The sequence below is a fragment of the Flavobacterium sp. A45 genome (assembly GCF_002001005.1).
Lineage (GTDB): Bacteria > Bacteroidota > Bacteroidia > Flavobacteriales > Flavobacteriaceae > Flavobacterium.
Window position 1 is genome coordinate 34,795 of the sequence record NZ_MUNX01000059.1, and the last position, 18,037, is coordinate 52,831.

The 18,037-nt window shown below is 36.1% G+C and carries 8 protein-coding genes; 3 read left to right on the forward strand and 5 right to left on the reverse strand.

What is annotated here, in order from left to right; translation table 11 throughout:
* The first annotated feature begins 1 nt into the window (after position 1).
* Positions 2-388, forward strand: coding sequence for a response regulator (locus B0E44_RS04470; RefSeq protein WP_077371003.1), 387 nt, complete (start codon positions 2-4; stop codon positions 386-388).
* 791 nt (positions 389-1,179) lie between these two features.
* Here B0E44_RS04470 and B0E44_RS04475 read toward each other — a convergent pair.
* From B0E44_RS04475 to B0E44_RS04495, 5 genes are all read right to left on the reverse strand, one after another.
* Positions 1,180-1,458, reverse strand: a complete 279-nt coding sequence (locus B0E44_RS04475) for a hypothetical protein (RefSeq protein WP_254423245.1) — start codon at positions 1,456-1,458, stop codon at positions 1,180-1,182.
* A 543-nt stretch (positions 1,459-2,001) separates the two neighbouring features.
* A complete protein-coding gene (locus B0E44_RS04480) occupies positions 2,002-2,466 on the reverse strand; it encodes a hypothetical protein (RefSeq protein ID WP_077371004.1) in 465 nt (154 codons plus the stop codon).
* A gap of 3 nt (positions 2,467-2,469) precedes the next feature.
* Positions 2,470-8,919, reverse strand: a complete 6,450-nt coding sequence (locus B0E44_RS04485) for an RHS repeat-associated core domain-containing protein (protein ID WP_254423246.1) — start codon at positions 8,917-8,919, stop codon at positions 2,470-2,472.
* 7 nt (positions 8,920-8,926) lie between these two features.
* On the reverse strand, positions 8,927-12,280 hold the full coding sequence (locus B0E44_RS04490) for an RHS repeat domain-containing protein (protein ID WP_124019277.1): 3,354 nt from the start codon (positions 12,278-12,280) through the stop codon (positions 8,927-8,929).
* Positions 12,281-12,293: 13 nt separating this feature from the next.
* Complete coding sequence (locus B0E44_RS04495) at positions 12,294-13,964, reverse strand: T9SS type A sorting domain-containing protein (protein ID WP_077371006.1); 1,671 nt, start codon at positions 13,962-13,964, stop codon at positions 12,294-12,296.
* A 426-nt stretch (positions 13,965-14,390) separates the two neighbouring features.
* On the opposite strand from B0E44_RS04495, the gene B0E44_RS04500 reads away from it, so the two are divergent.
* Positions 14,391-15,302 carry a helix-turn-helix domain-containing protein gene (locus B0E44_RS04500; RefSeq protein ID WP_077371007.1) on the forward strand — a complete coding sequence of 304 codons (912 nt, stop codon included), beginning with the start codon at positions 14,391-14,393 and terminating at the stop codon, positions 15,300-15,302.
* 1,164 nt (positions 15,303-16,466) lie between these two features.
* Entirely contained in the window at positions 16,467-17,999 is a 1,533-nt protein-coding gene (locus tag B0E44_RS04505) for a MauE/DoxX family redox-associated membrane protein (protein ID WP_077371008.1), read from the forward strand.
* Positions 18,000-18,037 lie beyond the last annotated feature (38 nt).

The following is an 18,037-nucleotide window of genomic DNA, read 5'->3' on the forward strand; positions in this document are numbered from 1 at the left end:
AATGAACAAAACAATACTTATAGTAGATGATGATCCAATTGTCAGGATGATTATACAAAAAATGATTCATAATATGGACAGTTCAGTTAATTGTCATCAATGTGATAACGGAGAAGTTGGTTTGTCGGTATTAGAAACACTACGAAAGACAATCGATGATGTTGTTGTACTTTTAGACATTAATATGCCTGTATTAAATGGATGGGGATTTTTAGACAATCTGGAAAAAATAAATCTTAATTCTTTTACCAAATTTCAACTATACATTGTCACATCCTCAACAGATGAAAGCGACATGCTAAAAGCGCAATCATATCCTGTGATTAAGAAATTTTATCATAAACCGCTTTCGAAACAAGATATCGAATTAATTTTGAACCCGCTGTAGTCCCCCTCTCGTACCCGCTCTTCGAGGTCGTGAGACCTCGAACGACTGCCAGTTAATCTAAAAACCTTATTAAGCAGAATTGCATCTCATAAATATCAATGGGAAACATATAACATCCCAAAACACACCAAGTATATGTTTGTAAAAACAGAATTTAAATAAATACAAGTGTTTATATTCTATTTAATTGCCTATAGAGGCTCATTATACCAATTGATTTTCATTCCCAAAGCATTGGGATCAACATTAGGATACTTTTCAAACAATTCATAAAGCTATTCCATAAGTGAATTTTATGGCTGCATAATAATATTTAAAAGGTATTTCATTAAACAAAGGTGAACATATAACTTTTGAAATTCATGTTGTTTTGGCACATCAATTATCCATGGATTTGGTAGTGTGGTAAATAATTTGGGATTTGGCACTTGATCCCTGATCCATTTTGCATCTAATCCATTAAATAGCGACTGACGATTAGGAATATCTAGTCCTGAAATGACAATGCACAAAAAAGTTCGTTTTGAAATAAAACAAGGTTCTTAATTTCTCTGTCGTAAATTTTCTTTTCTCTTTTAAAAAATTAACTAATTTCTTCCTAATTATATGCTTTTGCATCGATTTTAAGCAAATGCTATAAATTATACGCAAAAGCATATAATTTGTTAAACAAACTGATTTTCCATTTAGCTGTTAAAAGAATAAACTCCATCTCCTCAACTAAACTACTATCCTAACACACCTAATCCTAAACTAAACTCACACTCCTAAACCATTCCCCCTAACCATACCTAAACATCCATCTGCCAAAAGATATGCTGTAAACTCTCTTTATCCGCTAGACAGTCGATAAGTTTTCTCATGCTTTGGTTTTCCTGTCTGAGGATTTTGTTCTCATCGAACATGATTTCGCTGTCAAAATATCTGGCGTGGTCTGTTGGAAATAGTCGCTTTCCATTTGGTTTTTTAGTTTCTAGGAATAAGTCTTCATTCTTTTTGTAGAATCTGTAGATAGTGCTTTTGCTTGCTTTTGTGCTTATTATAAATTTCTTTAAATCTTCATATTTCATTTTGTTAGTTGATTAATATCTCGTTATTGGTAGATACAGGAACTCCATACAAGGGAGTTAGTCAAGCATCTTTACAATAAATACTAACAAACTTTGAAAAGTGTAGCTTTATGGCACTTTTTTTTCAAAATATTTTTTTGACTGGGAAAATAAGTGTTCCAAAATGAGACACTGGTCAGTTGAATTTCAAAAATTGGGAGAAATTTCATTTATCACACAGTACGTGCGGATTGAATATGTGTACATTTCGCATGGTCGGGGAGGTAATCTGAGGAACTAAATCGAGGAATCTAGTATTGAAATAGCCGATACAGGGAGGAGGTGGGGTATTAACTGATTTGTGGATGACTTTTGAGACCCAGGAACAAATACTGGAGCATTTGACTGAATAACTAGCTGTTTTGGTACACCACTTTAATACTCTACCCCAATATTAAAACAAAAAGGATGAGCAATACCGCCCATCCTTTTTAATTTATTTTCAATAATTATTCTTTTTAATATGTTAGAAATATAAAATTACATATCACTAACTCTGAAACATTACCTTCCCAAACCATCTAAATCGAGATTTCCAATATTATTATTGATAATTACTTCAGATTCAAAGGTATTTGCAAATCCTTCATTCTTATTTCCTAATAAATTGCTACCTCGTAAAAAAATATTTTTTTCTATTATTAGTTGGTCTTCAAAATGACAATCAAAAAAACTTACAAAATCATGGAAAATATTTCCTGTTACATTTATAATCTTTTTATTGTGTCCCCCCATTTGAAAATCTACATAATTCATTACATGATTGTTTTTGAAAGTTACCCCTTGCTCAAACCAACAGGTATGAACTGACAATTTATTTATTATGCAGTTTTCAATAATAATCTCAAAATTTGATTCGAAAAAATCAAAATTTAAATTTTCAATATGTGAATTCAATATATAAAGTGAATTTATATTATTTAAACTAGAGCTATTTAACTCATCCAAAATTTTATTTTCAATCTTCATAAATTACCATTTTACTTTTCCTAAATTTATTACGACTCCTTGTGTGACTCTATTTGAAACACCTGAATACATATTTATTGACCTAACTGCTCCGTTATTCACATTTACCATTATTGTTTTAGGAATATTATTTATAGTTATATGTAAAGTATTATCTCCTGCCTTAAGTCTTGAAAAATTTTTAACTACCGTTTCGGATGTTTTATCAACTATTTTTTCTACTGTCATTTCTAAATCATTATGTCGCCCTTTTGCAAATGCATGACTAACGAATTTTTTTAATACCGTTTCCTCAATTTTAATACCTGATTTCGAAAACAATGCTGGAAGTGAACCCCATTTAAATGCAAATAACTCCGATAGTCCACCAATAGTATGACCAATTAAAGCATAATCAATTAAATCTCTTGAAAAAGGTATTAAGCTTTCGTTATATTTTCTCCAATATTCATTTTTTTCTTCTGGGGACATATCCCCAACTTTTTTAGTGCCTGGTGGGTCTATACCGTCATGAGTTTCTCCATCACTTGTAGTTTCTCCAGTATTACTTGAAAATGTGCCATCATCATTATTTGTCCAAGTAGTGCCACTAGCAGAACTCATCATTTTATCGATAAATGATTGTGACAGCATTCCATCTGGGTCAATAAAATAAACGGGGTTATTAAGAGCGTAATTATACGGTGACCATCTACGACCTTCTTCTGCCATCGGGTCAATATTCATCCAACGTCCAAGTGCAGGGTCATAATTTCTTGCTCCATAGTCGTACATGTTAAGCCCCAGCTCGTCTTGCAACTCTTTTCCGTTGAATTTATACTTTTGAGCTTCACTATTTCCTCCTCCGTTTGGTGGATTGTATCCTTCATGCTTTAATCCAAAAGGATAATAATTACTCTCCTCTACAATTTCTGTTGTCGCAATAGATCCGTTTTTATCGGCATCACTATAACTCAATCTTACGTTTCCTAAATGGTCTTTATATTGAAAAACATAATCCCCAACACCATTCGCACTTCCCTGTTTTTGATTAAAATACCCCTCAGCCGTTGGGAAAAATTGTAAAGCCCAAGTTCCTAAATATGGTTTGGTGTATTGATAACCGCCCAAATAATTAGTACTGGTTACTGTTGTACCTTGAGTTACAATTTTTTCCAGTTTTTGCCCTGTTGAGTTGTAAATATACTCAATTGCTCCTGTCGTACCAAAAGTTATTTTGGTCGGCAAATTCAGATGGTTATAATGTATTTCGGTAATATTTTTATTTTTGTCACTACTCATATTACCATTGGCATCATAGCCATAATCTTCACCTGTGGTATTACCGTCTTTAAATCCTGCATCATTGTTACCGCTGAGACTTTCTGTTACCTTAACAAGCTGATTTAGATTTTCCGAATGATATTCATACGTCAAATCATCCATAATACCTTTATACGGAAGTGTTGAGAGTCCTGCTTTATTATTACGCACAATATGGATGATGTTCCCATTTTTGTCATACATTAAATTCTCTCCATAATAATTTGTATTCTCAGCAAGAGAAGGAGTCTGATAAACTGCGTCTGTCAATCGGTTCAATTGATCGTATTTATAACCATACCAACGAACTATTCCTGCAACATCCGAACCTGTTATCCAAGCCGTCTCAGATATATTACCATTGTAAAGTGCTTTTGCTGCAACTGTACTTTGTTCAACCGTGTTGTAATTGATCTTAAACCCAAACAAATCTTTTTCGGTAGTATTCAAGATCAAGTTGTTGGTGGGATCATTGTTGATACTGGTCATCCAGCCTCTTATATTATAAGCGTAATCTACTTTTTGTAAAGGCATACTGCTGGTATTTCCCACTTTTTTACTAATCAACTGCCCCAATTCATCATAGGTATTATCCGCCAATAACTGTTCGGCTCCTCCATTTATTTGATGGGTGTGTGTAAGCAGGCGATCTTGGGGTGAATAGGTAAAAGTCTCTTTCACAACAAGCTCCGTATCAGCAGTAGTGCGTTTGTGTTTGCTTATCGTATACTGCAATTGCCCTGAAAACGAATCCAGTTTACTGTCTGTAGTAGTATAGCCTCCTAAATAATTTGTCAGGGCATTTCGGATAGGTCTTGCTTTAGCATCATAAAAAATAGCAGATGTTTCTCCTACAATGGAAGCTGATGCCATAACAGCTCTTGTCCAGGATCCTGTAGCAAGTGTCTTCGTGTTTGCCAATATAGTTTGTCCTTCTACCGCCCTAGGAATATCGGGAGCATTTGGAAACTCATAATTATCATAATAATTTACTGTAAGAAGCTTGATGTTTGACGGCGCAATGGCATTAGTATAATAAGCGGGAATGCCGTCAATAGCTCCCGAAGTCTGTTTAGTCTCAAACAAAACCAATGCATTATTTTGCGTATCCTGCATTGATTTTCTAGTTGATGAATTGGCCCCTAAATTGTACCAACCTGTATAAATTGGTCGGCTAAAAGCATCGTATTTAGTAATCAACCAGCCCACGGCCGTATCATCATTAAATGGAGATGCTGCAGGTCCGGTAGCCACAGGGCGATCGAGTTTGTCATACACTATAAACTCCCACTGTTTACCTGGCAGTTTTTTCTCCGCCAGACGATTGCGGTTGTCGTATTTGTATTGGTAACACAACCCATCCAATTGCCCTGTCCCATTAGTAAATAAAGGAGGCAAGACATAAGTAAGATTTCCATAGTTGTCATACACATAATATGTATCATGTTTAATTCCTGCATCATACGTGCGTTTCAAAACAACCTGCCCTTCTTTGTTTTTAAACTCTACTGTTGACCCGGAAGATTCGCTTGGACTAGCTCCAGAATTCTCATCATAGGTAATGGTTTTATACAGCTGGTTCGCTTCATAATTCCCATTATCCGAAAAAGAAATATCATACAAACCTAATCCAGCATCCCAAGTGGTGGTTGCTTTGTATAATTTTACCTCCGTATCAGTATTGGTTTGATAGTCTAGTTTTATCTCGTGTCCTGCATCCATAGCCCAATCAGTACCTGGAGCAGCTTGTTTCAACACTCTATTGAGCGGAGAAGCTTCTAACTTTTTCTCCGAAAAAGGGTTAGATGTATTCCCATATTTATCGATATTGTAAAAATTTATTGTCCCATCCTCGGCATTTTCTTCGTATGCGATACTGGTTGAAGATTCTGACGCATAAGGCAAATAATCTTTGATTTGTCTGCCAAAACCATCATACTCTATATGTGTTATAATATCTTTCCCCGAGGCTGACTGTTTGTTGGCAATTTGCTGCATAGGCCTGCCTAACCCGTCAAAATAAGTAATATTGGTTTGTACCTGCTGGGCCGATGGTGAATCTAAAACAGTGGGAGTTGCTGTTTTATATGTTTTTGTGATAATATAATTGTAATCTGATGGTGCTACAATATTGGAACAATCTGAGCCGCTTCCTGTAAGAAGTGGACAATTATCGGTATTATTTGCCACATAATTCCCTGCTGGTGCAGTACATTGCTGCACAAAGCTCGAAGGATCACCTAATCCATCTGTATCATTATCCGCATACCATTTTGTATCGGGGTTTATAGTCGCAACTGCATCATTACAGTCCGTATTGTTAGAAACATAACCTACCGGATTAACACTATAATACAAACTTACCACCGCATTCCCAAAAGTATCACTATCACTATCCTGATAAAAATATTGGGGAGCTATATTATTGATATTGACAGTGGTATCATTATAGTCTGAACTATTGGTAACATACCCCGCTGGTTTTACACTATAATATTTACTTACACTTGGATTCCCATACGTATCACCATCAGAATCCTCATAAAATGTTTGAGGAGCAATATTGATGATATTTACAGTCGTGTCATCATAATCCGAATTATTAGTCACATAACTTGCAGGTTTTACACTGTAGTATACACTAATACTTGAATTCCCATACGCATCACCATCTGCATCTTGATAAAATGTTTGAGGGGCAATATTGATGATATTTACAGTTGTGTCATCATAATCACCTGAATTACGTATATAACCTTCTGGCGGGCTACATTGTGATACGGTTTGATTAGCATTTCCATGCCCGTCTCCATCGGCGTCACGATACCAAACTGTATTCGGGTTTAATGTAGAATCTCCATCGTGGCAATCACCATTATTGACAGCATAACCTCCCGGCATTACACTGTAATAGACATTAACATTCGGATTCCCATAGCCATCCCCATCGTTATCCAGATAAAAATACTGAGGGGCTATATTGGTAATGTTTTCGGTACCATCATTATAATCGGAAGCATTACGTACATAACCTCCCGGCTGAGAGCATTGGGATGCAGTCTGATTACCATTTCCATACCCATCACCATCGGCATCACGATACCAAACCGTATTCGGGTTTAATGTAGAATCCCCATCATTGCAATCACCATAATTGGCAACATAGCCTCCTGGCATTGCACTATAATAGACGTTAACATTCTGATTACCATAACCATCTCCATCGTTATCCTGATAAAAATACTGAGGGGCTATATTAGTAATGTTTCCGGTACCATCGTCATAATCGCCAGCACTGCGGATGTAACCGCCCGGCTGAGAGCATTGGGCTACCGCTTGATTTGCATTTCCATATCCGTCTCCATCCGCATCACGATACCATACCGTGTTTGGATTTAAAGAAGAATCGCCATCGTGACAATCATATCCATTGTTGACATAACCTCCCGGCTGGTAACTGTAATACACATAAACGGATGGATTCCCGTATCCGTCACCATCAGCATCCTGATAAAAATACTGTGGCGCAACGTTGGTAATGTTTCCGGTATCATCATTATAATCGGAAGCATTACGTACATACCCTTCTGGTTGGGCGCATTGGGACACTGCTTGATTTGCATTCCCATACCCATCACCATCGGCATCCCGATACCATACCGTATTCGGATTTAAAGAAGAATCTCCATCATGACAATCCGAAGCATTGCGCACATAACCTCCCGGCTGGCTACAACTAGTTGTTGTTACTCCACCATTTCCATATCCGTCTCCATCGGCATCCCGATACCAAATAGTAGTCGGATTCAAGGAGGAATCTGCATCATGACAGTCCCATCCATTGGTTACATAACCTCCCGGCTGGTAGCTGTAATACACATAAACGGATGGGTTTCCGTATCCGTCACCATCGGCATCATGATAAAAATACTGTGGGGAAACATTGGTAATATTTCCAGTACCATCGTCATAATCGCCAGCATTGCGAATGTAGCCTCCCGGCTGGCCACAACTAGTTGCTGTCACCCCAACGTTTCCATATCCGTCTCCATCGGCATCGCGATACCAGACCGTATTCGGATTTAAAGAAGAATCGCCATCATGACAATCCGAAGCATTGCGGACATAACCTCCCGGCTGTGCACAACTAGTTGTTGTTACCCCGCCGTTTCCATATCCGTCTCCATCGGCATCACGATACCAGACCGTATTAGGATTCAAGGAGGAATCACCATCGTGACAGTCCCAATTATTGGTTACATACCCCGCCGGCATTATACTATATTGAACTGTTTCACTTGAGCTCCCGTAAGAATCTCCATCAGCATCCCTGTAAAACGTTTGAGGTGGGATATTGGTAATATATGGAGAGGTATCATTATAGTCCTCACCATTTCTCACATAACCACCAGGCTGTGTACACCTCACAATTCTTACTGAGTAATCTCCAAATCCATCCCCATCCGCATCTTGAAACCAAAAAGTATTTGGATTTAACGATGCATCAGCATCGTTACAATCACTGCTATTAGTTACATAGCCACCTGGCTTTATGCTATAGTAAATTGCTACATTAGGATTTCCATAAGTATCCCCATCGGCATCCTGATAAAAAGTTTGAGGTGCAATATTATTTATATTTACTGTTGTGTCATTGTAATCATTTGCATTTCGAACATAACCAGCAGGCTGGGCACATTGCGCTACCGTTTGGCTGTTAGTCCCATAACCGTCTCCATCCGCATCCCGATACCAAACCGTATTAGGATTCAGTGAAGAATCATTGTCATTACAGTCTGCACTATTACTAACATAACCAGCGGGTTTTATGCTGTAGTATACACTAGTATTAGGATTACCAAAAGTATCTAAATCATAATCTCGATAAAAAGTTTGCGGGGCAATATTAGTAATATTGGGATTATTATCATCAATATCGTTAGAATTACTAACATAACCTACTGGTTGTGTCGAACTCCTTATTGGTGCTTCATCTATAGCACTTGCTCCAAAACCATCACTATCTTTATCATGATACCAATATGTTGGTGGCACCATTTCAACAACCAAAATCTCTTTATATTTATGCAGCTTTGTAGCATAGCTAGAAAACAAGGCTACTAAAAAAAAACAAAACAGTACTTTTTTCATTTTCTAGTTAGTTTTTATAATGATATTGGTTTTCTGACAGTATATTCCCTTGAGCATCTTTAACCAGTCTCAAACGGTTGTTTTCATCGTACTCATAATAAGTAGTATTTCCTTTAGGGTCAGTTATAGTACTTACTCCTACAAGTGTCTTGTAGGTATAAGTAGTGACCATCGCAGCAGGCAAAGCATTCCTTAAACTAGTCAATGCTATTAATAAACTGGTTTCCGTACCTGTATCAGATGCTGTTTGCACTGCAGTAATTAGGCTGGGCGTTATACTGGCGTAGGTTGCACTTTCTATTTTGGCGATGGGCTGTGTTTTATTGTAACCCCAGATAATGGATACAGGGATGCTGTTATCTAAAGTATATTGCAAAACCGCCCCATTAGTATTGTCAATGAAATTGTATTGTAATTTATTATCAAAAGCCCCAGAACCTTTAGATACCTGAATAATTTCAGGTTCAATCAAATTATTTCCCCAGTCTTTATAAACTTTATTTTGAGCAGATAGTGGAGTTGTGCCTTTGAAGGTTTCCGTTTTTATTACTTCTCCAATTCGGTTTTGAGCTTTCAAAACAGTCATCAATGGGTTGCCAGCTAAATCATCTGGATAAAATTTTAGGGTTTTTAAAATTTCATTATTACTGATTGTTGTCTCAGTTCTGGTAAGTTGTAAGTGATTAGGATTGTCATAAAAATAATTCGTTCTATTAGTAACTGATCCAGTCAAAACATTGTTTGAGTCATAAAAATAATCTGTAGACTCCGATGATTTTTGATAAAACCACGATACGGGTATATTATAACCTACTGGCTCAAAAATAGTATTCAATGGTACTGGCAAAGTATTATCAACTAATGGAGAACTTAGATAGCTGTGCTGGAATAATTTAAAACCTTTTACTATAGAAATTTTCCTGTTATCTTCTTTATATTCATTGGTGAGTTTATTAACTAATCTTGAATTCCCTAAACTAATTTCTTTGAAAACTTCCTTTGAAAGCAGTTTCCCTCTTTTATATCCCAAATCAATTTTGATAATCCCTCTAGTGTCATGCAGGAAGTCCATATCGGTACTAAATCTATAAATGGAGTACCCGTTGTTCACATTGTTTTCATCAATGTTTTTCTCTTTTACTTCACTGTAAACAACACTATTACTTTCAATTCCATTTATGGAATTTGAATTATAAGAGGCTGTTACATTCGACCCCCACTCACATCCAAAAGGCCCCCCTACTCCCGGTTCTGGAGATATAGAGCAACAAGAAGCAAAATAATTACTAACACTGTTAGATTGATATGCTAACAAAGCGTCATTAATTAATACACCGCTACTCAAATTTTGATTATTAGTATATTCATATTCTTTTTTTGTAATTATTTTATCCGTATAATCCAGATTTGTTATACTCTTTATACGCAACCCCATACCATAATTGTTTTTTGGATTAGGGTCGTTGTTGTAATATTTTAATTGAGTATCTACAACACTCATATACTGACCATATGCCTCAATAACAATAAAACCCGTACCATTAATAATAAAATTATTTTTTAAAATATTAATCGTTGAAGTTTGTTTGTTAGAATCATACACGTTGCCTGTTGAATCAAAAATTCTTACTCTTCCATACTGATTTTTTGTCAATGTAGGATCATATTGACCAGAGGGAGAAGAGTTTCTAATTTGCACATTAAGAATTGCTTCAGCATTTATAGCTACAAATGGTAAAACAAGATATTGAATACAGCCAATTTCACATGAAGTTGTATACTCATCAATTGTTGCTTCATTGGCCACAGGCAATGAAACCCCTGTCCCTTGAACTAGGTGACTACCATCTACAATATGCTCCGTAAACTTATTCATTTTATCTACTCCATAGTACATATTAGGTTCATATTCAAACCTTGTTCTGCCTTTAGTTGGATACTTAATTTCTTTTAAGATACCTGCTTCTATATTTGATACACTTACTCGCCTATCGGCATTACCAATACTTTCATAACTGGTACTAATTCCCCAAGGTGAATACCTTATAACTTGCCTAGGAATCATACTTCCATTTCCTATCCCATTATAATACCCCCAGTAATCAACGGAATTAGATTTTTGACTAGGTAATTGCACATCCGAATAAGTAAATATCGTTTCCTCAGCATCATCAATCCCCAATATATTTGATATTTTATCCAATTTTAGGCGATGCGTATTCATAAAACTTTCACTAAAAGTATTAGAATCAAAATAGGAATAATAAAACTGAATTTTTTTTAAAGTTGTAAATTCATTGGTGATTCCGTTTCTTCTTTGGATTTCAATACTGTTTAATTTTTTTGGACCATTGGTTAACGTAGTAATATTATTCGGGTCATAAAAATCAAGCCTTCCAGAATCGGAATTGAATACTATCCGCCCTTCTTTAAACACAATCTGATTAATTTTTTTAGTTGCAGTAAATAATCTGCTCGTACTATTTATTGTTGGAGAAATAGTTTCCTGATGTGGAATCGCGTCTGGAATACACGCATGATTCGGTATCAATATTTTGGTGTGGTTAATCGTTTCTCCATAATTGTATTGAGTGACCTCCCCACCGTCAATATAGAAAAATTCAATCACATCATGTTTAGGCGTTTCGATCTTGTCCACAAACCAAGCACTGGTATACATTGGTGGCTGATACTGTTGTAGTGTTTGAGAATATTCACTTGTTGTATCAAAATGATATATATTCCCATATTGATCCGTTATTTTAAATCTTTTAGCTGTAACACTTCCCTCAAGTTCTACCTTAAATGCATCAGGCGGATAAACAGTAATCTCTTTTGCCGAAAAATTATCAATGACAAATTTTCCATTTGCAGTTGGTGAAGAAAAATTATAAATATCCCTAACCCATGATTCCTGCTTTAAATTCTGAAAATAGTTATGATAATATCCCAAAGGGTTGTTTGACATATAAGTTCTAACATCGTCTGAATTTGGCAAAATATCATAGCTGGGATTATACTCATCAGGCGCATCTCTTACATCTAATATTATCTGAGCACCTGCATTCAAATTCCATCCCAATCCAACCCAAGTGGCTTCATCACTGACTTTTATACCTGATGAATGATAATTTAACGAGATTGGTAATTCAAAACTTCCAGCTTGTATGGTGTGTATTGGTAAACTTATATTAGTTAGACCTGTTGACAAATCAACTGGGTATTCACCATACCTAAGAAATGCACCAGCCTCCGGCGATTTTGGACTAAAATTAGGAGTTTGAAAACCATTTGGATCACCAGTTTGAGATAGCAGACTAAAATTCCACAATCCGCATATTATTAAAAAAAATATTCTCATCAATTCTATATATTTATTTTTTACTTCTCTTAATTATTTTAACCCCATCCGTATGCACATTGGTCTTTATACTCACCACATAAATTCCTTCCGGATAATTGCTTAAATCGACAGGAACTGTTCGACTTTTTATTTCAAATTGCTGTAACTGTCTCCCCATAAGGTCATAAACAGATGCTGTTCCTTTCTCAAAATCGTAGCCTACAATAATGTTAGTAAAAGTGGTTGCTGGATTGGGTATGGCCTCGATTTTGACTTTTACCTCTTCCGGTTTTTGTTTGTCTTTCAATTTTACAACCCAAAAATCATTTCCACCAATAGCCGAATTTTTATCTTGTGAGGATTTGGAATTTGAAGTTCCCGCAAGCAAGTAACCGCCATCTCTGGTCTCAATGAGTTTTCGCAATATGTCTTCTCCTTTACTTCCTACAGTTTTTTTCCAGAGCTCTTCTCCTGAGTCACTAATCTTCAAGGCGATATAATCGTTTATCCCTTCCTTGTCCCCAACCACTTTCAATAATTGCAAACCACCTTTCGTTCCTTGAGTACTTTCACTTTGGGCATACCCTCCAATCAAAAAGGTATGATCGTCATTTTCTACCAGTGAGGTCAGAATATCGACTTTGCCAAAATCGTAGGTTTTACTCCAGACTATTTCTCCTTTTTCATTCATTTTCATCACCCAGTAGTCGGTTCCGTTGCTCACAGTGCCGCCCAAAAAAGTAAGTGCACTGGTACTGTTCGAATTCCCACCAGTTATATAGCCGCCATCCTGGGTTTGATGGATCACATACAACTGATTGTCTCCATTTCCTCCATATGTTTTTTGCCATTCTATTTCACCGAGATTGTCAATTTTTAAAATCCAATAATCCCCAATGCCGTTGTTTTCATCTGTTTTATCTCCAGAACGCGGCGAATTAGAGTACCCTCCTAAAATATAGCCTCCATCTGTAGTTTGTTCCATACTTCTAAGTATGTCTGCGTATTCTCCACCATATGTTTTTTGCCATTGTACAACTCCTGTATTGTCAAGTTTTACTACCCAATAATCCATATTGCCTCTACATTTTTCCGTTTTACCTGTTAAGTCAGGTTTTACATCAATTGTTCCTTTTTCTGTAATGTCTGTTTTAGGGCTTAATGTACTGCTGGAAGAACCGCCGAGCATGTAACCGCCATCGAGCGTTTGAAAAGCGCATAACAGTTCATCCTGACCATTGCCTCCAATAGTCTTTTGCCATTGTTCTTCTCCTTTTGCATTGAGCTTTATGACCCAAAAATCGGTGATCCCTTTGCAGTTTTCTTTTTTGTTGCCAATACCGTCTTTTGAAGTCTGAGGACTGTTTGAGGTGCCAGCCAGAATAAAGCCGCCGTCCTTCGTGTTTTTGATGCTTTGAAGTAAATCGAAACCACTGCCTCCAAGGCTTTTCTGCCAGTCGAGGTCTCCTTTCTCGTCCATTTTCCAAATCCAGTAATCTAGGTCGCCATGATTGTCTTCGCTCTTGTTTCCCGTTTTATCAGACAAGGAACTTCCGGCTAAAATAAATCCATAATCAGCTGTGGGTTGTGCATCAAAAAGGTAATCGGCATGGATTCCGCCATAAGATTTTTCCCAAATGATATCTTGAGATTGGGTAAAACAAGAATAAAAAAGTAATAGTAGGAGTAATTTTTTTTTCATAGATTAGATTTAGAGGGCAATAAATAGACATAACCTGTTTTAAAACTAGAAGTTGTAATTTTATGTTAATAGCTTGTTAATTTTTAACAGAATATTTGCAATTATATGCTTTCTATTTCACCTACACAATACCCACTTTTAGTGATATTTTAATTAAAAAAATAAGCAAAAAGACTACCAAATAATAAAAAATACACATTACAACCCTACAAATGAGTTATTTAACTAATAAAAAAAAAATTACCCAATTAAGTCACTATAATAAAAAAGCAATTCATATCAACTTAAATTAAGCCAAACTACCATAAATAAATAAATACCTCAAAAAAACTAATAAATTCCCGAATTCAACACCACTCCTTTAGTTTCCAAAAAGGATATAATATAATTTTGTTCATCTTCACACATACTCATCACTGCAACTAGATGAACAGCCCAATCCAACAAAAAGTAAAAAACATCTACCAGATGCTGTTCGAAATGGCAACGGGCAATCTTACATTCAGGATACTAGGGAAAACAGAAAATAATCCGTTGGATGAACTCGCAGCAATGCTCAACACCTTTGCCGAAAAAATGGAATTAGTAGTCTCTCAGTGCGGCTACATGAAACCACATTATACGTATCAAAGTTTGGTTCAGTCCACAATTATTCTCGACAAAAACTTCACGATTAAGAGCTTCAGCGAAAATATACCTAGCCTTCTAGAACACAAGCCAAACAAACTTTTAGAATTAGGCTTTCACGAAATATTGGCAAAACACTCCATTCCATTATGGGACACCATCAAAGCCGAAGCATCAACCACTAAAACAACACCCACAACCGTCCAATTCATATTTATCACACAAAGCCAACACTTGGTTCCCTCCTACTGTACCGTTTCAAGATTGCTGTATAGCAATAGGATTATCATCAACTCCATTACAACAATTCTTCAGGATAACCTGCCAGAAGCAACAAGCATACCAAAAAACAAAGACCATAACCAATCAGATGCAGTCCTGATTCAAAACGTCCATACCTACATTTTAAAAAACTTAGAAAATCCTTTACCAAGCACAAACGAATTGTCTAAAATGTTCAATGTAAACGAATTCAAATTGAAAGACAGCTTTAGACATTTTTTCAACACCAGTATCTATCAATTTTATACAGAAGAAAGACTAAAAAAAGCGCACCTGCTAATCCTACAAACCAGCATCCCACTCAAAGAAATCGCATTCATCAGCGGATACAATGACTACACCAACTTCTACAAAGCATTCAAAAAACGATTTGATTATGCACCAAGCGAATTGAAGCGTGAGAACATCGAGGATAATAATACCTTTTAAAATATAAAACGATCCAAATTAAATCAACAGCAGAAATAAAATAATTAAAACTTCTTTGGTCGCCCTTATATTTTTATTCCAAAAAATCGCGGTAAGGATTTGAGCGCTGGCCGCTGGGAGTGACCCCCTAGCGAAGCGGCTGGGGTCACGATAGAACAAACCGAATGAAGTGAGGTTCATCTAACACCAATAAAAATAAAAGCTAAGTGAGATAAATCCGCACAATGATTTTTGGAATAAAAATATTCTAGGCTTGAAATCGAAGATTCATGAATACCAAAAAAACAATATTAACCCATGAATATTTTTTGTTTCTTTTGAAATCATAGATTCACGAACACCAATAAATCATTAACTCGTGAGTAATCAAGACAAATCGAAGATTCAGCGAACACCACTTAAAAGAAAAATTAAGTGAGCTAAAAGAAAAAGAGCCCTTCAATAAAAACAAAAATAAACTAATGAAAACGTCCTCTTCCCGCCCTTATATTTTTAAAGACAAAATAACGATAAAGATTTGCGTGCTGGCCGTAGGGAGTGACCCCCGAGTCGAGTGTGAAACACGAGCGGCTGGGGCCACGATAGGACAAACCGAATGAAGTGAGGTTCATCGAACACCAATAAAAATAAGAGCCAAGTGAGATAAATCTGTTTGATTATTTTATCTTTAAAAATATTGTAGGCTTGAAATCGAAGATTCACGAATACCAAAAATCAATACTAACCCATGAATATTTTTTTGTTACTTTTTTCATCAAGGAAAAAAGTAAAAATGCTCCTATTTAGCTAAAAACATGTTGTGTTCCTCAACGTTTAATATTTTGTTTCTTTTACATCAAGACAAATCGAAGATTCAGTGAACACCACTTAAAACAAAAATTAAGTAGCTAAAAGTAAAAATGCCCTTCGATTAAGGCTTCATATCCTATCAGTACCCCTTTCTTCAGAAACTTTCATACCGTGAAAAACACTTGTTTTTAGCGAAAAACACTTATTATCCATGTCTTAAAGTGAAAAACACTTACAATTTAAAATTCCAACAATCCAACAATCTAAAAATCTACAAAAGAAGCACTCCCCTTTTGCATACTAAAATTCCCAATACGCAAACAACTATCAATTTAGTAAACAGAACTTTACAACGCAAAACCAAAAGACCAAACCATGAAACTACCTGTTTCCCAAAAAAACAAAATAGCAGAATTCATCTGCTACCTCTACATACTCTTATTTACGTATGCTGCCGTTAGCAAAATACTTGATTTCGAAAATTTTCAGGTACAGCTTGGGCAATCTCCATTACTCAGTGCTTTTGCAGCTTATATTTCATACTTAGTTCCAATAATAGAATTGTTAATCGTAATACTGTTTGTATTTCCGCGATTTCGCTTTGTAGCACTCTTTGCTTCTTTTAATATGATGCTACTGTTTACAGCATACATTTTCATTATTCTAAATTTCAGCTCATTTATTCCTTGTTCCTGTGGTGGTATCCTCGAAAAATTGGGATGGAAAGAACATCTGTTATTCAATATTGTATTCATCATCTTGGCAATCCTTGGAATGCTGATACTAAGTAAATCGGTACCAAAGGGGTGCATTATTTCAAAACCTCGCAATCTAATCATTATACTCACGGTTTCTGCTGTATTCAGTATAGCAATCATAGTAGGACTGTTCTTGGTGTCCGAAAATATAACCCGCTATCACAATAAATTCACAAGGCGTTTTCCTCATTTCCCGGCAGTAAAAGCAAGGGAATACGATCTGCAATTAAACTCCTATTACATCGCTGGTACAAATCAAAACAAGGTATATCTCGGTAATACCACCGCACAATTATTAGTAACCGTGCTGGATTCCAGCTTACAAACAAAAGCACAGTATCAAATAAAATTAGACAACAAAAACCTTCCATTCAGATCAGTAAAAATTAAAGTGGCAGGACCTTATTTCTATGTGTACGACGGTACTGTCCCCTGCATATTCAAAGGAAATATCAGCGACTGGAAAGCAAAACTGGTAAAAAAAGGAGGCGAATACTTTTCACTCGCAGAGCCTATGGATGCAGGTATATTGGCGGTACGCACACAAAAGCGCGGCAGTGGCGAAAGCATTATGGCTGCATTGGATTTGCGTGATACTGCCAAGACAAAGCTTAATCCAGCAATTTTACAAAAACAAATGGACGGACTTTTTGATACAGACGGCAGGATGGTCTACAGTAGACAGCTCAACCGGCTTGTTTATTTATATGCCTACCGCAACCAGTACACGGTGGCTGATGCAAATTTAACCATTGATTATAGGGGAAACACTATAGATACAATCAGCCATGCTAACCTCAACATTGTTTCTATTAAGAGCCGAAACCAAAAGAAAATGGGAAAACGGCCGCTGTTGGTCAATAAAGACTGTGCGGTATTCAACAACCTGCTCTTTGTCAATTCTGGAATACCAGGGCGCTATGAAAACATTAAAGTATGGAAACAGGCAAGCATAATAGACCTGTATGATCTTACAGGAAACAGCTATATCCTAAGCTTTTATATCTACAATGAAGAGAACGCCAAAATGAAAAGCTTTGTCGTACAGGATTCTGTATTGTATGCACTGATCGGTAATCGCATCGTTAGGTACAATCTAAGCAAATCAATTACCAAAAATTATCAAAACAGTATAAAAGATATAAAATAACATACAAGAAAGCAACGGACTAATCAAGGAAATTAATT